Annotated in this window: 22 protein-coding genes and 2 tRNA genes; 5 read left to right on the top strand and 19 right to left on the bottom strand. The window is 39.8% G+C overall.

What is annotated here, in order from left to right:
* Positions 1–69: 69 nt before the first annotated feature.
* From upp to PRK60_RS06725, 5 genes are all read right to left on the bottom strand, one after another.
* Positions 70–705, bottom strand: coding sequence for a uracil phosphoribosyltransferase (gene upp, locus PRK60_RS06705; RefSeq protein ID WP_102168056.1), 636 nt, complete (start codon positions 703–705; stop codon positions 70–72).
* Positions 706–782: 77 nt separating this feature from the next.
* Complete coding sequence (locus PRK60_RS06710) at positions 783–1,802, bottom strand: L-threonylcarbamoyladenylate synthase (RefSeq protein WP_273645843.1); 1,020 nt, start codon at positions 1,800–1,802, stop codon at positions 783–785.
* A gap of 5 nt (positions 1,803–1,807) precedes the next feature.
* Positions 1,808–2,668 carry a peptide chain release factor N(5)-glutamine methyltransferase gene (gene prmC / locus PRK60_RS06715; protein ID WP_102168054.1) on the bottom strand — a complete coding sequence of 287 codons (861 nt, stop codon included), beginning with the start codon at positions 2,666–2,668 and terminating at the stop codon, positions 1,808–1,810.
* Positions 2,661–3,743, bottom strand: a complete 1,083-nt coding sequence (gene prfA / locus PRK60_RS06720) for a peptide chain release factor 1 (RefSeq protein ID WP_178696161.1) — start codon at positions 3,741–3,743, stop codon at positions 2,661–2,663. Before prfA ends, prmC begins: the two co-directional genes overlap by 8 nt.
* Before the next feature lie 9 nt (positions 3,744–3,752).
* Positions 3,753–4,340 carry a thymidine kinase gene (locus tag PRK60_RS06725; protein WP_102168053.1) on the bottom strand — a complete coding sequence of 196 codons (588 nt, stop codon included), beginning with the start codon at positions 4,338–4,340 and terminating at the stop codon, positions 3,753–3,755.
* Between the two features lie 175 nt (positions 4,341–4,515).
* Between PRK60_RS06725 and PRK60_RS06730 the strand changes: the two genes are divergently transcribed.
* Positions 4,516–5,853: a Mur ligase family protein gene (locus PRK60_RS06730; RefSeq protein WP_102168052.1), complete on the top strand. Its 1,338-nt coding sequence runs from the start codon at positions 4,516–4,518 to the stop codon at positions 5,851–5,853.
* Positions 5,853–6,560: a type 1 glutamine amidotransferase gene (locus PRK60_RS06735; protein WP_273645845.1), complete on the top strand. Its 708-nt coding sequence runs from the start codon at positions 5,853–5,855 to the stop codon at positions 6,558–6,560. The genes PRK60_RS06730 and PRK60_RS06735 overlap by 1 nt, the downstream gene beginning before the upstream one ends.
* A 54-nt stretch (positions 6,561–6,614) precedes the next feature.
* Here PRK60_RS06735 and PRK60_RS06740 read toward each other — a convergent pair whose 3' ends face one another.
* From PRK60_RS06740 to PRK60_RS06805, 14 genes are all read right to left on the bottom strand, one after another.
* Positions 6,615–8,009, bottom strand: a complete 1,395-nt coding sequence (locus tag PRK60_RS06740) for an amino acid permease (RefSeq protein ID WP_273645846.1) — start codon at positions 8,007–8,009, stop codon at positions 6,615–6,617.
* A 42-nt stretch (positions 8,010–8,051) separates the two neighbouring features.
* Positions 8,052–9,473, bottom strand: a complete 1,422-nt coding sequence (locus tag PRK60_RS06745) for a basic amino acid/polyamine antiporter (protein ID WP_273645847.1) — start codon at positions 9,471–9,473, stop codon at positions 8,052–8,054.
* Between the two features lie 13 nt (positions 9,474–9,486).
* Positions 9,487–9,957: an arginine repressor gene (locus tag PRK60_RS06750; RefSeq protein WP_102168048.1), complete on the bottom strand. Its 471-nt coding sequence runs from the start codon at positions 9,955–9,957 to the stop codon at positions 9,487–9,489.
* A gap of 133 nt (positions 9,958–10,090) precedes the next feature.
* The gene (arcA, locus tag PRK60_RS06755) at positions 10,091–11,320 is read right to left on the bottom strand and encodes an arginine deiminase (RefSeq protein WP_102168047.1); all 1,230 of its coding nucleotides are present in this window, start codon (positions 11,318–11,320) and stop codon (positions 10,091–10,093) included.
* A gap of 231 nt (positions 11,321–11,551) precedes the next feature.
* Complete coding sequence (locus PRK60_RS06760; protein WP_102168046.1) at positions 11,552–12,574, bottom strand: serine hydrolase domain-containing protein; 1,023 nt, start codon at positions 12,572–12,574, stop codon at positions 11,552–11,554.
* 100 nt (positions 12,575–12,674) lie between these two features.
* Positions 12,675–14,504 (bottom strand): ABC transporter ATP-binding protein, encoded by a 1,830-nt coding sequence (locus PRK60_RS06765; protein WP_102168045.1) that lies wholly within the window; start codon positions 14,502–14,504, stop codon positions 12,675–12,677.
* Positions 14,497–16,239 (bottom strand): ABC transporter ATP-binding protein, encoded by a 1,743-nt coding sequence (locus PRK60_RS06770; RefSeq protein ID WP_273646442.1) that lies wholly within the window; start codon positions 16,237–16,239, stop codon positions 14,497–14,499. Before PRK60_RS06770 ends, PRK60_RS06765 begins: the two co-directional genes overlap by 8 nt.
* Positions 16,223–16,705 carry a MarR family winged helix-turn-helix transcriptional regulator gene (locus PRK60_RS06775; protein ID WP_273645848.1) on the bottom strand — a complete coding sequence of 161 codons (483 nt, stop codon included), beginning with the start codon at positions 16,703–16,705 and terminating at the stop codon, positions 16,223–16,225. The genes PRK60_RS06770 and PRK60_RS06775 overlap by 17 nt, the downstream gene beginning before the upstream one ends.
* Positions 16,706–16,873: 168 nt before the next feature.
* Positions 16,874–17,701 (bottom strand): hypothetical protein, encoded by an 828-nt coding sequence (locus PRK60_RS06780; RefSeq protein ID WP_178696153.1) that lies wholly within the window; start codon positions 17,699–17,701, stop codon positions 16,874–16,876.
* Positions 17,702–17,899: 198 nt separating this feature from the next.
* Positions 17,900–17,972 (bottom strand) — tRNA-Glu (locus PRK60_RS06785).
* Positions 17,973–18,229: 257 nt separating this feature from the next.
* Positions 18,230–19,591: a cation:proton antiporter domain-containing protein gene (locus PRK60_RS06790; RefSeq protein WP_273645849.1), complete on the bottom strand. Its 1,362-nt coding sequence runs from the start codon at positions 19,589–19,591 to the stop codon at positions 18,230–18,232.
* A gap of 24 nt (positions 19,592–19,615) precedes the next feature.
* Positions 19,616–19,945 (bottom strand): hypothetical protein, encoded by a 330-nt coding sequence (locus PRK60_RS06795; protein ID WP_102168041.1) that lies wholly within the window; start codon positions 19,943–19,945, stop codon positions 19,616–19,618.
* A 100-nt stretch (positions 19,946–20,045) separates the two neighbouring features.
* Positions 20,046–20,118, bottom strand: a tRNA-Gln gene (locus tag PRK60_RS06800).
* 78 nt (positions 20,119–20,196) lie between these two features.
* A complete protein-coding gene (locus PRK60_RS06805; protein ID WP_102168040.1) occupies positions 20,197–20,652 on the bottom strand; it encodes a DUF7679 family protein in 456 nt (151 codons plus the stop codon).
* A gap of 144 nt (positions 20,653–20,796) precedes the next feature.
* Here PRK60_RS06805 and PRK60_RS06810 point away from each other — a divergent pair, with 144 nt between their 5' ends.
* From PRK60_RS06810 to PRK60_RS06820, 3 genes are all read left to right on the top strand, one after another.
* The gene (locus PRK60_RS06810; protein WP_244974038.1) at positions 20,797–21,522 is read left to right on the top strand and encodes a M57 family metalloprotease; all 726 of its coding nucleotides are present in this window, start codon (positions 20,797–20,799) and stop codon (positions 21,520–21,522) included.
* Between the two features lie 83 nt (positions 21,523–21,605).
* Positions 21,606–22,520 (top strand): EamA family transporter, encoded by a 915-nt coding sequence (locus tag PRK60_RS06815; protein WP_102168039.1) that lies wholly within the window; start codon positions 21,606–21,608, stop codon positions 22,518–22,520.
* Between the two features lie 20 nt (positions 22,521–22,540).
* A complete protein-coding gene (locus PRK60_RS06820) occupies positions 22,541–22,891 on the top strand; it encodes a hypothetical protein (protein ID WP_191912236.1) in 351 nt (116 codons plus the stop codon).
* The last annotated feature ends 23 nt before the right edge of the window (positions 22,892–22,914 follow it).

The following is a 22,914-nucleotide window of genomic DNA, read 5'->3' on the forward strand; positions in this document are numbered from 1 at the left end:
AAACTATTTTGCTTTTTCTCGATCTCTTTCCATAATCGGCATTTTTTAACTTACCGAGTCTAATCAAAGTTACTTTGTACCAAAGAGACGGTCACCAGCATCACCTAATCCCGGAACAATGTAACCATCCTTATTTAAGTGATCATCAAGCCCAGCAGCGTAGATATCTACATCTGGGTAAGCTTCACGAACAGCCTTAACCCCTTCTGGAGCAGCAACTAAACATGCAAACTTCATGTTCTTTTCAGAACAACCGCGCTTCTTCAATGCTTCAATTGCCATCATTGCTGAACCACCAGTTGCTAACATTGGATCAACAATGAATAATTGCCGTTCAGTAATGTCATTTGGTAACTTTACAAAGTATTCATGTGGCTTTAGCGTTTCTTCATCACGGTACATCCCGATAAAGCCAATCTTGGCAGCTGGAATCAAATCAGTCATTCCATCAACCATTCCTAGACCAGCACGAAGAATTGGGATAATTGCTACTTTCTTCCCCGCTAATTCCTTCTTAGTTGTCTTGGCAATTGGTGTTTCAACTTCAACATCCTTCAATGGCATATCACGAGCAACTTCATATGCCATCAATGTCGAAATTTCCTTTACCGTTTCCCGGAAAAACTTTGTCCCAACGTTCTTATCCCGAATCATTGTCAATTTGTGTTGGATCAATGGGTGATCCATCACTTCAAATTTACCCATGCCTAATACACTCCTTTGAATTTCTTCCCTATTTTACCAAAAAAAATGCCTATTTGATAAACAAATAGGTAATTTTTTTATTTTGTTGCAAAATGTTCGCCACCAGCTGACTTATTCAACCGGTTCATGTATGCCCGACCAAGATCCTTTGCCGGGAATGCTTGGGTAACAATTGCCTTAACATTCGGTTGATCATCAAACTGACGTAAACCATCAAATAAACGAGCACTTGCATCAGCAACATTCTTCCCTAACGAAAATTGAATTGCATTCATTGGTAAAGTCGACTGTTGCAAGATTTTTTCTTCTGCCATCATCCCTACATCAAATGGCTGTTGCTTAATCCAATCAACAACTTGTTTCCAGTCGCTTCCCTCATCAACAATGTAAACCTGAGCGTTAGGAGCATAGTGCTTATACTTCATTCCCGGCGCCTTAGGGGTTTCATTTTTACCAACATGGTGGTGATTCAAGTCAATCGAACCAATTACTTCTTCAATTTGGTGCTTCGTTACTGCCCCAGGACGTAAAATAACGGGCTGATCAGTTGACATATCAAGGACCGTTGATTCAACCCCCACTCGAGTAGGACCATTATCAATTATTCCCGCAATTTTCCCGTGAAGGTCATGATAAACGTGCTGGGCAGTTGTTGGACTAGGTTTCCCAGAAGTATTGGCTGATGGACCAACGATCGGTACTCCGGCTTCTTTAATTAAATCAAGTGTTGGTTGACAATCAGGAAAACGGAAAGCTACCGTTGAAAGGCCCCCAGTAACGGTCTTTGAAAGAACCTCCTTCTTAATATTTAGGATAATTGTAAGCGAGCCTGGCCAAAATTCCTTCATTAACTTTCGGGCGTTATCTGGAATCTCACTTGCATATTTCTCTACCATCTCAATTGAGGCAACGTGAACAATTAGCGGGTTATCACTTGGACGTCCCTTTGCCAAATAGACATTTTTTACTGCCGCTTCGTTAGTCGCATCTGCTCCTAGCCCATAAACAGTTTCGGTAGAAAATGCAACTAATTTGCCATCTTGAATGGCTTTCGCCGCTTGATTAATTTCATCTAAATGAAAAATCCTCGTATCCATTCTTTCTAATTTCCTCCTACGTTTGAAAAATCCCATACGTGTATCATCCTCATCTTCCCAGCAACGTCATGCCGTGGTTCAATTTGGGCAGTGCTGTCTACCCGATGCAATAATTCTTGAATTGCTTGTTCCTGATCAAAACCAGTTTCACCAAATAACTGCCCTTGCGAAGTCAAATGACTAGCAATCGTTGCAAATAAACGATGATAAAATCCTAGCCCATTCTCATCGGCAAAGAGTGCTAATTTAGGTTCATATTTCAAAACTGACCTATCCATCAGCGCAGTAGCATCATGAGAAATATATGGTGGATTAGTAACAATCAAATCATACTTTTCATTAACCAGGTTAGCAAAAAGGTCGCTTTGCACCAGCCTTAAATTAAGGTTAAACCGCTGCATGTTTTTTTGTGCGACCATCAAAGCCGCGGGTGAGACATCACTTAATGTAACATCCCATTGCGGACGCTCCAGAGCCAAGGTAATTCCGATTACCCCGCTCCCGGTTCCTAAATCAAGAACTTTTAACGGGGCAGAAGAATTTTCCTTCAAGACCCAATCAACTAGCTCTGCAGTCTCGGCTTCTGGAATCAGGACATCATGATTAATAATGAATGTTCTTCCGTAAAACGGAGCACTTCCAACAATATACTGAGCAGGCTCATCATTTAGCAAGCGCCTAACTGCCCCCTGAAACCATTGCCATTCATCATCTGGCATCAATTCGCGATTATGAACCAGTAGGTGGGTATCATCCCAACCGTGACGCTCTTTTAAAAGAAATCGAGGTGAGCCGGGATCAATATTTTGTCCACTTAATTGTTCCTTTGCCCAGCGTTGTGCAGCGAAATAAGTTTGATTATTCATTCCGTAATTGTTCCAACTTCTTCGTTTGGTCAGCAACAATTAATGCCTCGATAATCTCGTCAAGATCACCTGACATAATTTTATCAAGCTTATTGAGGGTTAAACCGATTCGGTGATCCGTAACCCGGTTTTGAGGATAATTATACGTCCGAATTCGTTCAGAACGATCACCCGTTCCAATCGCATCTTTTCGCTTGGCATCGTATGCGCTTTGCTCTTTTTGTTGGTAGTAGTCATAAACCCGGGATTTCAAAATCCGCATGGCCTTGGCCCGGTTTTGTTGCTGTGACCGCTCATCCTGCATGGCAACAACAATTCCCGTCGGCAAGTGAGTCATCCGCACTGCTGATGAAGTTTTGTTAACGTGTTGACCACCAGCACCACTTGAACGGTAAACATCAACCCGAATATCTTTTGGATCAATATCAACGTCAACATCCTCTGCTTCTGGCATTACCCCAACAGTAGCGGTAGAAGTATGTACCCGTCCAGCAGATTCGGTAACTGGCACCCGTTGAACCCGGTGAGCCCCGTTTTCAAATTTTAGTTTTGAGTAAACCTTATCACCGGTAATCATCAAAGCAATTTCCTTAAAGCCACCGACTTCCGTTTCACTCTTATCAACGACTTCGACCTTCCATCCCTGGTTTTCAGCATAGTGAAGGTACATGTTGTAAAGGTCAGCCGCAAATAGGCTCGCTTCATCCCCACCAGCGGCACCACGGATTTCCATAATAATGTTTTTATCATCATTTGGATCTTTTGGAATTAAAAGGATTTCCAATTCTTTTTCTAATTTAGCTTGTTGATCCTTAGCGCTACTTAATTCATCTTTTGTTAATTCAGTTAGATCAGGATCATCGCTCTCCCGTAACAATTCCTCATCATCGCTAATTGTCTGCGTCACCTTTTTATACTCATTATACTTTTCAACAGTTTCTCGTAGACTCCCCTCTTCTTTAGAAAGTTTCATAAACCGTTGTGAATCAGCAATCACTTCAGGATCACTAATCAGCTCATTTAATTCGTCATATCGGTCAGCTACAGCTTGCAGCTTATCGAAAATTTCAGCCATTTCCATAGGTTACTTTTCTCCTTTTTCCTGTATTTTTGGATGGAAATAATGGTAACGACAAACTGGATAATACGACTCATTACCACCAATTTGAACCTGCTCACCTTCATAAACTGGTTGTCCATTATGAATCCGTAAATTCATCGTTGCCTTTTTCCCGCAGAACCAACAAATTGTCTTCATTTCTTCAATTTTGTCGGCATAGATTAGTAAGTACTTTGACCCCTCGAATAATTCGTTTTTAAAGTCATTCTTTAGGCCAAACGTCATTACCGGAATGTGAAGCTCATCAACAATCTTGATTAGTTGAAGAACATGTCTCTTCTTTAAGAATTGTGCCTCATCAATCAAAACGCAATATATTTTTTCGTTCATTTGACGAACATAGTCATAAATATCTGTGTCCGCCATTACAGGTTGAACTTTACGTGAAAGACCAATTCGACTTGCAATTACACCTCTTCCGGAACGGTCATCAACCCCGCTGGTTAGCAAGACTACTTTTTTACCTTGCTCCTCATAATTATGAGCAACCTTCAGGATATCAATAGACTTTCCGGAATTCATTGCGCCATACTTAAAAAATAGTTGCGCCACAATTCGCACTCCTTTTATACACATAGATAAATCTATTATATCTGAAAGCATTTTTCATTTAAATACTTAGCTAGTGAGTAATGGTTTCTTAATATTAATCCGAAACACTTTTCTTTTAATCAATTAAAGATTAAAATTAGTCGTAATCTAATTTCGGTGAAAGGATTTTTAATACATGTCATTACGCAGTTCATTTGCTGAAGCAGCTGGTCGGTCAAGCTACTGGTTTCTCCACACCTTCATGAATGGCGGGAGTTCATTACCCGGGAAATTAACATTAAAGCTTGACCCTAATATTCTGCAAGCATTCAGTAAAAAGTATGATTTAGTAATTGTCACTGGTACTAACGGCAAGACCTTAACAACTTCTTTAAGTGTTAGGGTTCTCCGCGAAAAATACGACCAAGTATTGACCAACCCAACCGGTTCAAACATGGAACAAGGAATCGTTACTACTTTCATTACGGCACCACGGCCAAAGAAAAAAGGGTTGGCAGTACTTGAAGTTGATGAGGCAAACGTGGTAAAGGTCACTAAGTATATCACACCAATTGCTTTTATCTTCACTAATATTTTCCGTGATCAAATGGATCGATATGGGGAAATCTACACCACATACCAAAAAATTCTTAACGGGGTTAAATTAGCTCCAAAGGCAACAATTATTGCTAACGGTGACGAACAGTTGTTTAATTCTCACGATTTACCTAATCCCATTATTTACTATGGGTTTAATCACGAGCAACGGGAACCATTCGATGCGCCAGCTAACACGGACGGCCTTCTTTGTCCTAAGTGTCAGCACATCCTAAAATATCGAATGCGAACTTATGCTAATCTTGGTGATTATTTCTGTCCTCATTGTGGATTTAAACGGCCAAAGCTGACTTATGCTGTCACAAAAATTGATCAACTGACGCCAACTAGCTCAACCTTTGAACTTGATGGTGAAAAATACAAAATCGGTATCGGCGGTCTCTATAATATCTATAATGCCTTAGCAGCCTATGCGTTAGGAAGATTTCTCGGGGTTAGCCAAGCCCAAATTAAAGATGCCTTTGAATCTGATGAACGGGTCTTCGGTCGTCAAGAAGTCATTAATGTAGATGGTAAAGAAGTTACGTTAATTTTGGTTAAAAATCCGGTTGGGTTAAACCAGGTCCTTGATATGATTGAAACTGATCCCCAGCCCTTTAGCTTTGCTTTTCTTTTAAATGCTAACTATGCTGACGGGATTGATACTAGTTGGATCTGGGATGGTAACTTTGAAAAGCTGGTTCAGCATAATATTCCTCAATATATGACCGGTGGTGAACGTTATAAAGATATCACTACCCGACTTACAATGGCTGGCGTCGACAGCATGTGGCACGAGCCTGATTTAACTCACGTAATTGCTAAAATTAAAGAAATGCCGACAAAGCATGTCTATATCCTAGCTACCTACACTGCAGTTCTGCAATTACGAAAACAACTGGCAGAAAAGGGCTACATTAAGGGAGGAATGGATTAATGGCAAAATATCATCTTAATCTTGCACACCTGTACGGAAATCTACTAAACACTTATAGCGATGTCGGTAATATTATTGCTTTACAGTACTATGCTAAACAGATGGATGCTGACATTACGGTTCAAGTGATCAGTATTGGTCAGGAATTTGATCCAGCAAAGTTTGACCTGGCCCTTTTTGGTGGCGGTCAAGACTATGAACAATTCGTTGTTTCAAAGGATCTGCCAAATAAGAAGACTGGGATTAAACAATTTATTGATGATCAAAAACCATTACTTGCAATCTGTGGTGGCTACCAATTACTTGGTCAATATTATATTGGCGCTAACGGAGAAAAAATTCCGGGATTAAATATTCTCCCTCACTATACTCTCAGTCAGGATCACAACCGTTTTATCGGTAACATCACTATTAAGAACGAACAAACGGGTGACGAATACCACGGCTTTGAAAATCATAACGGGATGACCTTCTTAGGCGATGGCGAACGACCACTCGGCAAAGTAATCTCTGGTCACGGAAATAATGGTCAAGACAAAACTGAAGGAGCAATTTACAAAGAAGTTTATTGTTCATACTTCCACGGGCCAATTCTTACCCGGAATGGCGAAATTGCCAAGCATCTTTTGTTAGCTGCCCTTCACAAAAAATACCCAAATGAGGACTTTAGTAACCAAGAACAGTTAATAATTAAACAAACATTTTAGCTAATAAAAACAGGTCCTGAGAATGAATGTAAGCATTCTCAGGACCTGTTTTCATTAAAAGTTAATTCCTCCACGAAGGATCATTATTAGAGCTAGAATTCCCGCTAAGCCGATTACTAGCGCAATTGCTTTTTCATATTTTCTCATTTTTGGTTTTGCAGCTAAATAAACTGGAATACCTAATGAAAAAATAATTGCACTTGCAAAGGCATATTCAATCCCAGTAGCAAATAATGTATAAATCGCATAGGCAGACGCGATTAACGCAACGATCTTAAACCCAAAACCATATGATTCCTTAAAAGCTAGTTTGAGTCCATACAAAGACGATAATAAATATGCTACTAAGGTCGTTGTTGTCGCCAACGTATAAGCAATTGTATAAGCAGTTTGTAACTGTGGCAATAGAAGGACCATTAGGAGTACCTGCATAATTAACGTATAGATAATTAATGCAAATCCCGGAACATTATGCCGGTTGACTAACTTAAATGGTTTGGGCATTGCATGATCCATGCTCGTAACGTAAGCAATTTCAGGACCAATCATAAACCAACTCAACAACGCTCCTAACAACGAAATTAGTAATCCGACTTTAATAATTAATGCACCCCAGCTACCGATAACACTTTTACTAAGCACAGTTGCCAGTGGCACAGAGGAAGTACTTAATTCGGGTGCCGAAACAATCCCCATTGGTAAAAGCGAAACTAAAACATACAAGCTCCAAACGATGACAAAGCTAATTACCGTTGCTAAACCAACTTCTGAATGTTTCTTTGCTCGACGTGACATTGAAACTGCTGCTTCAATCCCCACAAAGCACCAAACAATCGTACTCATTGCTTGACCAATTTGCTGAGAAAGATTAGCAGTTTTCCCAGTTGATACCAATTGCTGTGTCCAATGCGGAACGCTAAAGATGTGTGGCTGGAATAGCGTAATTCCGATAATAATTACTAAAATCAGTGGTAAGACTTTAGCAATCGTAATAACTGAATTAAGAATACTAACTTCGCGAACACCATGCCACACGATTAGCGTGTATCCCCATAAAATAATGGAACCACCAATAAAACATCCAAAAGGCGATAACTGATGTGGCAACATACTATTTAGGGTCTTAAAGAAGAGAGAAATAAAGGCAATATTACCAAAAATTGCTCCTAACCAATAACCCCAAAACGAATTAAAACCAACATAATTACCAAATCCTTCTTTTGCATAGGTATAGATTCCACCATTAAGATCTGGTTTGACAATTGCTAGCTTATAGAAAACAAGCGCTAGCATTAAAATTCCGAATCCGCCAATTATCCAAGCAATTAACGCTGCTAATGGATTAGCCTTTAAAATAAGGTCGGTGGGACTATTAAAAATTCCACCGCCGATTATTGTTCCAACAATTAAGGTGATTAAGAGGAATAGATTTAATTTCTTTTCCTTCACCTTAATCACCTCACTTGTTTTTTATTCAATTATTATATCACATTAACCCACAGTGATTGTACCATTGGCAACAAGCCAAATAGCAACAACACTAAGTACAAGAATTAATACCATAACCCACTTTTCGGCAGCGCTCATCTTATGGTCATTTTCGCGGCAGGCAAGGTAATAGATGATAAATCCAGGGATGAAACTGATGGAAACAAGTAATACTTCTTGCCAACCAGCCAAGAACATGCATGCGAACATGAATGCAGCTGAAAGCAAACCAATGGTGAATTGACCCCATTCTTTATGTTCCGAACTGTACTTCATTTGGTAAAGACCAACGAATAAGTATGAGAACAAGATAGCAGCAGAACAAAGTGAGTAAGCAAATTCATATGCCTTATCAGTGAAAAGCAATGAGAAGAGGAAGATGGTTTGCAATACAGCAGTAATCATCAAGGAAGCAGTAGGTGCGTTCTTTGAGTTAACCTTTCCCCAAACCTTAGGCATTGCCTTATCTTCAGCAACCAGCATTGTAGTTTCAGCTGGCAGCATCGTCCATGATAACCATGAAACAATGGTTGAAATAATCAAACCAACGTTAATCAGAATTGAGCCCCAAGTACCAACAGTTGCTTGAAGAACGTGACCAATAGCAGGTTGACCCATTGAAGCCAATTGTGCACGGTCTAATACACCATATGGCAAAATTGAAATCAAAACATAGATTACAACCAAGAGAACAAAAGCAGTAATTGATGCTTGCTGAGCAGCAGAGCGTGACTTAGCACGGTGGGCCATAACAGAGGCACCTTCAACACCGATAAATACCCAAATCAGAGTCATCAATGTTCCTTGCATTTGTGCCCAAACAGAACCAGTAGTGGTTCCCTTTGAAGCATTGCTAGCAACACGACCCCAGAAATCTGCGGTAAACATTCCGGCCTTAAAGCAAACAACCATGATAATAATGAAGATAACAAGTGGTAAGACCTTGCAGATTGTCCCAATCATGTTTACGAAGGACGCACTTTCCACACCATTGTTAACAAGGATTGTCAAAAGCCAACAGAAAACAATTGCAACAATAATTGATGGTAGGTTTTGACCACCCTTAAAGGTTGGGAAGAAAGTACCAATTGAACTCATCAACATTGTCGCGAAGGCAATGTTACCAAGCCATGCAGATAACCAGTATGACCAACCGGAAATAAATTCACCCATTGGTCCGAAACCGGCACCAGCATATGAGAAGATCCCAGCAGTTAAGTCAGGACGCTTTTCAGATAAGTTGTTCAATGAGAGAACAAGCATTAAGAATCCGATACCAACGAAGACCCATGCTAACAGAGCAGGACCTGGCGCAGCGGCAGCAGCAACATCACTGGTAATCCCAAAGATACCAGTACCAATACAGGAACTAACAATAAGGGCAATTAATTCGCCTTTACTGATCCCTTTCTTTTCATTTTCCATCTTTACACCCCTTTTAGTCTAAATGTGAGCTAATGTGCTTCATTATTAAATTGTAAATTGCACGCGCATCGTTACTATTTTTACTAATAATAATTAACGTATCATTCCCCGCAATTGTGCCAACAACTTCAGGAATATCCAGCTCATCAAACATCCCACCGAGGATCGTTGCGTAACTAGAATTCAAGGCCGTTTTTACAACATTAATAAATTGCACGGTTTCAATTGTACGAACATTCTCACGAATTCCCGTATACAATCTACTGAAATCATGCTCCGGCGCTAATTGTAGTTGGACATAGTAGGTATGGCCTTCACCATCATTAGCCTTAACAATATTGAGCGCATGAATATCACGAGAAATCGTCGCTTGGGTGGTTTCGATCCCCTGTTGGGTTAATAAATCCAACAATTCATCCTGGGTTTCGATTTTGTGATCACTAACTAACTGTTCGATCACCTTTCGTCGCGCCTTACGATTCATTCACGTTCACCCCTAATCACAATTTAACAAATTAATTATACAACAATGTTATTTCAGTACAATAAAAGCAGCAAGAAACACTACAACTGAACCAGGATTCAGCTTCCAAGTGCATTTGCTGCTTTCAAACTAACTAGTTTTTAAGATCTTCACGTACAATTGGGCAGGACATGCAACGTGGACCACCACGACCACGAGACAATTCACTTGAACGAACCTCATGAACGAGAATTCCGTGCTTCCGCAGCAAATCATTAGATACATAGTTACGGTCGTAAGTAACAACCTCACCTGGTGCAATTGTTAACGTGTTAGAACCATCGTTCCATTGTTCACGTGGAGCAACGATTGGATCACCATTACCAGTAGGGATCAAGTCAATTTCAGGCTTGTCCAATACTTCTTCAAGAACCTTTTGAAGGTCTGTCCGGTGTTGAATTTCAACTTCCCCATCCTTACCTGGGTGGAGAATGTAAGTATCAATCTTACCACCATCCAAGATTTGCGGATGAACAGTAAATTGATCGTAATTAATCATTGTGAAGACCGTGTCAAGGTGCATCATAGCATGGTTATGTGGAATGTGGATAGCAACAACAGTGTCGTAGTTAGAATCCTTGAATAAGTTCCGTGCGATGTCCATGATTGCATCTGCTGAAGTACGTTGAGAAATACCAATAGCAAATACGTGGTCGGAAAGAACTAATTCATCCCCACCTTCGATCCGAGTGTCATGGTAACGGTCACGCCATACATGAACACCCTTGTTAGCGAACCGAGGGTTGTGCTTAATAATATATTCAGTGAATAGTGATTCACGTTGACGAGCCTTAAATGTCATGTGGTTAATGGTAATACCATCACCAATTGAGGCTTGTGGGTCACGAGTGAAGTATGCGTTTGGCATTGGATCCATGAAGAATGGGTAATCTGCATCTTCAGCCATTTCTGCAAGTGAAACGAACTTGGTGTGGATTTCATCCTTCCGTACCCCAGCAATAATCTTGTCAACCATTGCTTGGGTATCCATGCTAAGTAAGTATTCCTTCAAAGCGTCATGAACAGCACCAGCAGCGTGGCCAGATTCTGCTAACATTTTTTCAAGGAATTCATTCTTTACTTGATCATCTGCTAAAGCTTCAGCTGCCAACTTAGCGAAGTAAAGTACTTCGATTCCTTGGTCCTTTAAAGTCTTAGCAAAGTAATCATGTTCTTCTTGTGCGATTGGCAGGTATGGAATATCATCAACGAGCATCCGGTGAAGAATGTCAGGGTAGACGTTTTCAATTTCATGGCCAGGTCGATGAAGCATAACTGTCTTAAGCTTACCAATTTCAGATGTTACGTGAATTGGGCTTTGCATATACACTCACTCCTTTTGTGTGCTTTCATTTGATTACGTGTATATAATAACTAGTTTTGAAACCGTTGTCAAATACCATTTTGACGCAGATTTGTGTAATTTTATCCTTGAATGAATTTTGGCAAAAATTATACATTTTTATATACAATCAAGACCACAAAAATGCATAATCCGTCCATCTGTTTTGTATAAAGTTGAATAATAATTTCACAAAGTTTTTTTAGTAATTAATTACGCGTTTTCTTTTTCGTGGAGATAAGTAGCATAAAGTCGGTCACGGGCCTGCAGGTAAGCCTCATTTTTGGCAGTAGGATGAACTCGATTTGTCAAAACTATCATCCCTTGGTCTTCTTCTCGGTCAAGGATTAACCACGTTCCCGTAAAGCCGGTATGGCTAATGATGAGATGACGATCATTAACTGCGTGAAGAAGTTTCCACCCTAACGAACGACTATGCTCTCCCGGAATTAATGTCTGGTCCTTAAATAGCTGGTCAACCATCCAATTGTCTAACAGGCCATTAAGGTTAGTTTCAATCAGTGCGTGACTATAAAGCAACAAATCATCTAACGTTGAAAACATTCCGGCACACCCACACTCGGATCCTAGAACATACGCCTTCGGATCATGAGCAGTTCCCCGAATTAACCCTCGTTCTTTCTGCACTTCAGTCGGAACACTATTTATCGCAAATGGTTTGAACGTTGTTTCCTTCATGTTCAGCGAATCTAACACCTGCCTTTGAATCAACGACTGAATTGACTGTCCATAGATTTTTTCTGCAATCCAACCAAGATAAAGGAAATTAACATCAGCATACCTGATTTGACGATTGAGACTAGAATCAACATGCTGTTGTGTTAAGTATGCCTGCTTAAGCTCTCTTGCCGTTAATTCATCACGGTGCGGAATATATCCACAAATTCCTGAAGTATGCGTTAAAAGATTCTGAATGGTCGGTCGAGGGTCCTTAAACTCTGGTAAATACTTTTGCACTGGATCAGTTAGCTTAAGTTTCCCCGCTTGAATTGCGATTGCAATTACCGGAACAGTACCAATTACTTTTGTTAGTGACGCTAAGTCATACTGCATTCTTGCTTTTAATGGTTCTCTTTTTGGCTGTATTTCTGCATAACCCTTTACTTCTCGATACTCTGTTCCGTGATCAAAAAGCGCATAGCTTATTCCCGGAACAATTCCCCGTTCAACCAACTCATTTAATCCAGCAATTGTTTCTCGATATTGATTTTTCATTCCTCTTTCCCCCATTCATTCCATTCAGTCCATACTATTGTAGCGCAAATAAAAAAGCCGGGAAATTCTCCCAGCTTTATTCAAATAATTCAATCTTTCATTAAAGGTTATTACCAACAAACTGACTATTATAAAGGTCAGCATAAAAGCCATTTTTCTTCATCAGGGACTTATGATTTCCCGTTTCAAGAATATGACCATGATTCAACACAATAATTTTATCCGCATTTCGAATTGTCGACAACCGGTGGGCAACAACAAAGCTTGTTCTTCCCCTCTGTAATTCATTCATTGCCCTTTGAATTAGTTCTTCTGTCCGCGTATCAACAGAACTTGTCGCTTCATCCAGGATTAATACCTCTGGATTTGCTAAGAATGCCCGGGCAATTGTTAATAGTTGACGCTGTCCCTGTGAAATATTGGATGCTGACTCATCCAATATGGTGTCATAGCCGTCTGGAAGTTCACGAATAAAGTTATCTGCATGTGCTAGTCGAGCCGCTTGGTAGACTTCATCATCACTTGCATCGTTTCGTCCATATTTAATGTTATCAAAAATTGTCCCAGTAAATAACCAGGTATCTTGAAGCACCATTGCAAGACGACTTCGCAGTTCATCACGCGACATCGACTTGGTATTTTGCCCATCAAGATAAATCTTGCCGCCCTTAACCTCATAGAACCGTTCTAAGAGATTAATAATGGTAGTTTTTCCTGCACCAGTTGGCCCGACAATCGCTACCATTTCGTTTGGCATCGCTTTAAGGTTAAAGTTTTCAATTAATGGCTCGTCATTATAGCTGAAATCAACATTAGCAAACTCAATCTTTGGTAATGGTTTCTCCTCAACTAATGTTGGATCCGCGTCTGAAGAAACCATCTCTGGCGCATCAAGCACCTCAAAGATCCGTTCTGCGGAAGCAATTGTTTGCTGAATTGTACTACTCAAGTTAGCGATTTGGGTAATCGGTTGAGAAAACTGGTTCGTATATTGAAGAAAAGCTTGAACATTACCTAATGTGATCTGCCCATGAATTACCTCAATTGCTCCTACTACCGCAACCATTAAGTAGCCAAGGTTCCGAACAAAATTCATTAACGGAAAGATCAAAATAGAGAAAAATTGGGCTTTCCAGGCAGCCTGATAATAGCGATGATTTTTCTCTGCGAATGTTTTCTCTTCATCTTTTTCCTTATTAAAAGTCTTAACAATCGTGTGTCCGGCGTAGGTTTCTTCAACTTGACCGTTAATTTTACCAAGTTCTGCCTGTTGATTACTAAAGAGTCGTTGGGCAGTCGGTGCTACAAAAGCAACAATTAACGCACTCAGCGGTAACGTAATCAGTGCCACTAATGTTAGCTTCCAGCTAATTGTAATCATTAACGCTAAAACCCCGACAAAGGTAATAACGCTCGTAACAATCTGAATTAAACTTTGTTGAAGAGTTCCCGCAATATTATCCATATCGTTAACCATCCGGCTCATAATATCACCATTACTATGGGTATCATAAAATTTAACCGGAACCCGTTGCATCTTCTCCTTTAAATCGCCACGAAGATTGAAAACGACCTTCTGGGAAATTCTGGTCATAATAATCTGCTGAGCAAAACTAAATAATCCCGAGAAGACATACAGCAGGATTACAGTTAAACCGATCTGAAAGATCCGGTGAAAGTCAATTGGCAGGCTAGTAAGGTGGACTCCTTGCTTCATTTCTGCATAGCCACGCATTACCCCATCATAAATAATGGTGGTTGCTTCCCCAAGAATTTTTGGTGCCAAGATTGATAGAACAACGGAGATGATCGCTAATATTATTGAAATAATTACGCCAAACCGCCACGGCTTAAGGTAAGCAAATAGTCGCTTCGTCGTTGGCCAAAAGTGTTGAGCCTTTTTCACTCGTCCACGTGGTCCGTTATGCATTCTGGTCATCCCCCTTTGCTATTTGTGAATAAACAATTTCTTGATATACCGAATTATTCTTCATTAATTGCTCGTGAGTTCCCTGACCAACCACTTTACCATCATCTAAAACAATAATTAGGTCAGCATTAGCCACGGTCGAAACCCGCTGAGCCACAATTACACTAACAGCATTTTGTAATTGCGGATCTTGCTTAAGAGCTTGTCGTAATTCGGCATCTGTCTTGAAATCAAGGGCAGAGAATGAATCATCAAAAATGTAAATTGAAGCTGGCTTAATAATCGTCCGGGCAATTGCTAATCGTTGTCGCTGACCACCAGAAAAGTTACTTCCCGACTGCTCAACCTTAGCATCTAAGCCACCAGCTTCCTTAACAAAGTCAGCTGCCTTAGCAATTCGTAGTGCCGACCACATTTCGTCTTCCGTTGCATTCGGGTTTCCAAATTGAAGATTTGAACGAATCGTCCCGGTAAAGAGAACCGCCTTTTGCTGGGTAATTGAAATGACCGAGTGTAGTTCCTGCTGACTTAATTTATCAATTGAGATACCGTTAACCTTGATTTCACCACTCTCAATATTAAAGAGCCGCGGGATTAAATTAACAAGGGTCGACTTCCCCGAACCAGTTCCACCGATAATCGCTAATGTCTGTCCAGCCGTTACTTTAAAATTAAGGTTTTCCAACGCTAAACGTTCAGCGCCCGTATACCGAAAATTAACGTGATCAAAACTTAATGAAGCTGGAGTCTCTTCTGCAAGATGTTCCCGATCTACTACAGGAAGATCTTTAACGCTTGGTTGATGTTCAAGGACAGCATTAACCCGCGCTGCTGAGGCAGATGCCCTGGGAACAAAAACGAAGACCATTGATAACATCATAAAACTAATCATGATCTGTGTAGCGTAGGTCATAAATGCAATTAGGTTCCCGACTTGCATCGTCATATTTGCGATCAGGTGACTTCCTAAAAGAATAATCCCAACATTCGTCAAACTAAGGATTAAGGTCATTACGGGAAACAAGAATGAAACTAATGTGTATGCTTTAATTGCAGTATCTGTATAATCAGCATTAGCCTCTTTGAACCGTTTTTGTTCACGCTGATCCTGACGGAATGCCCGAATTACCCGCACCCCGGTCAGTCCTTCCCGAAAAATCAAGTTAATTCGGTCAGTTTTAAACTGAATGCTTTTAAACAGAGGAACCGCAAAGTACATTACAACGCCAACAACAATTGCCAAAATCGGTAAACTAATTAAAAATACCTTAGTCAGTCGTGGCTCACGAATATAGGCTAAGACACAAGCGGCCACCAGCATAATCGGTGATTGCAGCATCATTCGCAAGACCTGCATCATAACATTTTGAATTTGCACAATATCGTTAGTGGACCGGGTAATTAGCGACGAGTCGCCAAACTTACTCATATCACGACTAGAAAACTTCATCACATGACTAAACACTTGTTTACGAAGCTTTTCACCAACCTGCATTGATTGAGTAGCCGCAAAATAAACATTCCCCGCTGCTGCTGCGACACCGATCCCAGCAACAATTAGCATTAACCCGCCAGCATGCCAAATATAACCTAAATTTTGCTTTACAATCCCGTTGTTTACTAGATCGGATGTGATTGTTGGCAAGTATAAGTCACAGGCAACTTGGACTAATAAGAACAGCACAGCCAAGGTCGTTGCCCATTTAGCAAGGTTATCTCTAGCAATTTTGATCAAAGCGTTCACCTTTCCTTTCTTTTGATAACCGATCACCGTAATAACAGTGAAGGTTCTTTTCCATCATATTGACTACCTTAACAAAACGCACTAGGTCTTCCTGCTTGATTCCTTCTAAAAGGTGACTGCCAAATTCATGCCGCTCTTCTACAATTTTTTGGTAAGCTTTTCGTCCCTTCGTCGTCAACCGGACGTGAATTACTCGACGATCATTTGCAAGGCGTTCCCGCTTTATAAGGTTATCTCGCTCTAAACGTTCAAGCACTTCCGTTAAAGAACCCGGCTTAATATTCGCCATATCCGCTAATTCTCGTTGCGATAACGGTTGATCCCGCATTGCCAAGATATGAATTATTCGGCCCCTCCCAAGGTACATTCCCGAATGCTTAACGTTTCTTTTGGAGAGATTATGCATTTGTCTGATTAAACTAAACAACTGAGGAAATACTTCATCATCGGTGATCATTCTTCCATCTCCCATCGTTAGGTGCATAATTGTTAAGTACATAACCATTACATAATAACCACGTTTTCTGTAAAAAGCAATGATCATGAATAAATTTTAAAAATAAAGACTCAGGTCTCACCTAAAGTGAAATACCTGAGTCCTTAGTAACTTTAACAAAAAACGAAATTATTGGTTCCCAATAGTTGGTTGGGTACTAATTGTTGGTTGATTACTAATGGTACTACCGCCACCAGTATGGCCACCACCATTATAGGAGTGGGATGGTGTGTAGCCGCCACCACCTGTATTACCACGGTAACTACTACCACCGCCATTGTAAGATGCTCCAGAGTTATTATTTCCACCAGCATTATTATTCCCTCTGTTGTTGGAATTACTGCTTGAAGAATGGGATGAGCTATGACTAGAAGATGAGCTGCTAGAAGAGCTAGAACTACTTGCAACAGATGAGGATGAAGAAGATGATGAATCATTCTTTTGTTCCTTAATTGTAATGGTCTTCTTAACCTTCTTATCACCACGAGTTGCGATAATATCGTACTTAGCAGCATATTCGAAGTCATACTTAATTGTTACAGGACCATCACTCTTTTCCGCCTTGAAGGTCTTGTAAACTTTACCAGTATCATGGCCAACGATTTTCACCTTTGTATCTGGTGAGACAATAATTTTCATTGGTGCTACACCATCACTATTCAACCGTGCCTTCTTCTTGTCGAAGTTAATATATACTTGGTCAGCTTCCTCATCATTATCATTGGTAATTGCCTTGGTTTCTGTTATATCAGAATCCGCCTTTGAGTGGTGATCTGCATAAACAGTTCCACCAATACTACCAATAATAATAAACAACAATAGCCAGTTAACAAATGCTCGGCCGCGGCTAACAAAGTTATTACCTTGGCGCATTCGTCTAACTTGCCCAACATACTGGATAATTAACAGAATTAGTGCAATTACCCCAACAATTATAAGTACATTTTTTAAATTCATAATCTAAACACCATTTATTTTTGCAAATTTAAAAATAACACTATCTTAGTGTAACACGTTTCACTATTATTCTTAATCATTTTCATTAAAATAATCGTTAAATTCAAAAAGCGCTAAAAGAAGTAGTTAGCCTGCCTCCCTTGCGCTTTCTTGTGGTTAAATATTATTTACCTATACTACATAGTTGAAAATAAAAAATCACCCGCACGGGGATCGAACCCGTAACTCCGCCTTGAGAGGGCGACGTCTTAACCAATTTGACCAGCGGGCAATAAACAATACAAGAGAAGTATACAGATTTTCTCATATATTGTCAAACATTAATTAACTTAATTTACTATCTGGATCAATCAGAATTGATTCAGATAGTAATACATCGTTATACAATTGAAAAACATACTCGCGCATATTTTCGCGTTGGGAAACCATGTCTAAATAATCCCGCTCGGCCTTAAACGCCCACCGAAGTGCTCGCTGTTCCAGTTCTCGCTCCTCAGCCGAAAATTCAGGCGATTTACTGAAGCGGAACTATTGTTGCCAAAAATCTTTGAGCGAGTTATTAGATCTTTGATCCCGAAGATCGTAACACACACTTTCCCTAACCCGGTCAGGAAGATAAATATTTTGAACAGCCTTTAATCCTTCTTCCACCATTGCTTGTTTTAGACTGTTCATTCGTTGAATAGTCTCTTTCTCAGAAATATCATGCTTCAGGATAAACGGAAAAACTATGGTAGGAACTACCATACTTAAGATCACAACCAATGCCTCAATCAAAATAATGTTGCGAAATTGAGTTGCTGTTACACTATTGGCAACGGTAAATACTAATGCAAGAGTAATCGCACCACGTACACCACCGAGGGAGAAGATCCAACTGCCACGATTTCCCATCTTATATCCACGACCAAAAAGATAGCGAATGATGATATTGATAAGGTAAAGAATGATCCCGATGCCAATCCAATTAAATCCCGCGTCTTGGTTGATGATATCATCCCTAATAACTCTTATTATGAGAACACCCAAAATAACAAAGACAAAGTTATTTAACAGTTCATTTAAAAGATTAATCAAAACCTCACCAGTATGAAATTGTCGAGGATACACAAAACGACTACTTGCACTTTCACTATTTTGCATTAATCCCGCACAGACTACAGCAATAATTCCGGAAACATGTAATTCTTCAGCAATAAAGTAAATCACAAATGGCGTAATAATGAACAAAATATTCTGTGCATTAGAAATCAAAACATTAAACCGGTATAGACTCCGGCGAAAGCTAATCATAATCAAAGCAAAAATAACACCTACAATGATCCCGCCAATTGCTGAAAAGAGAAAGCCGCTAATTGTTCGTTGATAGTCAAAATTACCCTGTTCAACCCACAAGGCGGTAGCACTCGTTAAAATAATTCCGCTTGCATCATTGAAAAGCGATTCCATTTTTAGGAATGATTTTTGAATTGGTGGGACAATCAACCCTTCCGACACTGCTTCAGTTGCTGTTGCATCCGTAGGGGTACTTAACGCTGCCACCAAAAAGGCAAGCGCCACCGGAACACCAACTAAACTTAACGTTGTTCCTGACACAACCATCATAATTACAACCAAAATAACGGCTGTCCAAACAATTTTCCAAACTGACTGTCGAATCAAGTTAATCCTCATTGTTTGCCCCTCAAAATAAATTAGCGGTGCAACCACGTACATAAATACTTCAGAATGGAAAGGCGCAATTAGCCGATTCAATGGCACAATTAATGCAATTCCTACTCCAATTATCATGCTGACATAGTTAATTGATATTCGCGGGACGAGCGCATGAATGATACTAGCTACGATCGCTGCCCCAGTAATCACAATCGTGGAAATGAATAATGCCATAATCTCCTTTGCACCATCCCTAAATTATTCAAACGATAGCTCTAATAAATAAACCCTCATCTTCTTGACGTGAGCAGTTGTTACCCAAACATCATGATAGTTTTTTTCTTTTTGATGCGTCTTAACAAAAAAACTTTCTAGCAAATCACCATTTTTAGCCACAAAGTCATTTGATAGCCGATTTACCATTAGGCGATCATCCGGAAAATAGAAAGAAGCATCCGCAATTTTCAATGAGTCCTTAATAAAAACGGAAATTGTGTTGGTATATTGCACTTTTTCACTAACTATTAGTTCTGGATGATGCTTAATCTTGGTTAATACGTAATAAATTGAATCAGAATTACTTGCCATTTTATCTTCCCCTCAATGTCTAAAGGTATTTTACCAAGAAACAAATCACACATGAAATTTCAATAAAAAAAGGCTCCGAATAATACGGAACCCTAACTAATTGGGCATACTGGTCTCGAACCAGTAAATTATGGATTCAGAGTCCACTGCCTTACCAGTTTGGCGAATGCCCAATAAGATAACAATAATAATATACACGGTGAATTTTAATTAGTCAACCATTTTCTACGGATTCGTTTTAATCAAATTCACTAGTGACGATGTTTTTGTAACCAAATCCGCCACTTCGTTACCATATTAATCCACGGGTGCCTAGTACCATTATTCCAATAATCAACATCTGCTTTAATTTGTCGTTGTGACCACCACGGATAATCATGATGCATAAAGTTATAATCCTGCACATCAGACTGGCTTTCCCAGATAGCAGCCATTATAAACTGGCTTCGGGTCCGTTGTAGCTTAGGATCGACTTGATCTACCGCAGTAACATCCAGCACTTTAGCAGTTGCAATTGGCGGAATCACCCGATTTTCCTTAATATATGGGCCAACCGGAACGTTAATCAAAGCCCCCTTCATTACCTCTTGCCAATTCTCTCGTGTTTGATAACGATGCTCTAAGCCCGGCTCTACATCATTTGCTAATAGGTAATCTCTCTTTTCGCCCCAACTAAGTTCAACATGGAGTTTAAATCCTGCAACCATGATCGATTTCCCCCTCGCAACCTTATTATAAACTATTTTACCGCAAAACTTTTCCCAGTAGCGGCTTATATAGTTATAAATCCATTCTAAATAATAGACAAGCTGTGAGAAGTTCATTAGAATGCACTTTATGGGGGCAATCCAATGAAGAAATATTCGAAATTCTTTCTCCCACTAATTTATAGCTTGATTTTTATCACTGCAATCTGGTCTTATCAAAATATTGAAATAGTAAACTCTAACGTTAATATTTTCATCCATGAAGTTCAGATTCACACCCAAAACGTTATTAACCAGGTTACGGGAAAAAAGAAACAAAAACCAAAATTAACAAAAGGCAACTCGCAAAGAACAGAAAAGAAAACCACTTACTCGAAGCCTGTCGGTAAATGGCCAACAAATTTTGCCACTATTTTTATTAATATCAAAGATCCGGTTTTACGAAGTGCTGCTAAATCAGCAATCAAAGCATGGAACGATACTGGTTCCTTCACTTTTCACGTGGTTAAGAAGCAAAAAAATGCTAATATTCTTTTTACAACAATTGACGATGACAAGGATGGAGCAGCTGGTTTAACAGAAGCAAACATCAATTCTAGCAATGGCAACTTCATCTATGTGAGAGTTGAGCTTAACTCTGCATATCTACTAAATCCAGTCTATGGCTATTCACAACGACGCATTGTCAATACAGCCGAACATGAACTTGGTCATGCAATTGGTCTTCACCATACAGATGATATTTCAGTAATGCAGCCAAGCGGTTCTAATTACCCAATTCAATCAACAGATATTCAAAACGTTAAGCTCCTCTATTCAAAGAAAAATGCCTCATCAACCGCACCTCAAGCTCAAACTAATAATAACTAGATTCCTTCTTAAAATTTAAAATCCGCCAACTGATTCATGGTAAAATGACATCGTGTGTATTTTTAAGAAAGGTTATCGTTTCAATGAATTCAAATAAAAAAGCTCTTGGTCTTGCAATGGTAATCACCGCAACCACTTTTTGGGGAATTTCCGGTCTGTTTGCCAAGGCCCTTTTTAATATTAGTCCATCCATCACTTCATTATGGCTAACTCAATGGCGATTAATTTTTGGTGGTGTGATTATGATTGTAATCAGCAAACTAATGGGCAACCATCCATTTGCAATTTTCCATAACTTGCACGATACCTGGGTTATTTTTGCCTATGGTGTAATTGGTCTGGTACCTGTTCAGTTTGCTTACTTTATGGCAGTTCAGGAAGGAAATGCCTCCATTGCCACTATTCTTCAATTTGTTGGTCCATTCTTCATTATCGCTTACCTAGCAGTTTTTCGACATGAGCCGCCACGACGGATTGAAATCATTTGTGCAATCATCGCTTTCCTTGGTGTTTTTATCATTGCCACTCACGGTCGCTTTAACCACTTAGCCGTTACACCGGCGGTCCTCTTTTGGGGCTTTATCTCAGCGGTTGGGGTTGCAACCAACACCTTGATTCCTCAGAAGATGTTGCAAACTGGGCGCGTGCCCTCGTTAGACGTTACTGCATGGGGACTTCTGTTCGCTGGTATCGTTCTTTTAGCAATTCACCCTCAGCAACCGTCAATTCCAAACGTTCCCAGTGTTTGGATTGATTGTGCAAGTATCCTAATTATTGGAACAATTATTCCGTTCTACCTGGCAAATACCTCACTTAAGTATATTGATGCAACAACATTTAGTCTAATGGATGCCTTTGAACCACTTTCCGCAACTATTGGTTCCGTTTTAATTTTCCACCTTTACCTAACCGGAGCTGATATTCTTGGATCCATTCTGGTTATCGTTGCGGTATGTGCAATCAACATTCGTCCACACTGCAAGAATGCTAATGACTAATAGGAAGGGGAATATAAAATATGGCAGAAGATGGTTATAAATATGATGAAGATGGTTTTCGTGAGGATCTTAAAAATGATCCAGACGTTCTTCACCAGCCTGACGCTGATAGGACAAGCTGGAAATTAAAGGTTCTTTCTTACGATGAAACAATTGACGTTCTTAATGGTGATACTAAGGTCAAACCTGAGTTTAAATTCTCTGATGAAGTATTGGATAAAATTGTTAAGGAAAAACCTGAGTTGAAACCTGATGAGGATATTAAAAATCTCATTAAAGATAAGGACCAGCAAATCCTTCTTGCCAGGTACAACGAAGATCAAGCTAAAAATTATACAATTAGCGCAGACAACAAAAAGGATAACAACTAAAACAGCAGCTCAAGAAATGATTA

The organism is Limosilactobacillus portuensis, assembly GCF_028607025.1.
Lineage (GTDB): Bacteria > Bacillota > Bacilli > Lactobacillales > Lactobacillaceae > Limosilactobacillus > Limosilactobacillus portuensis.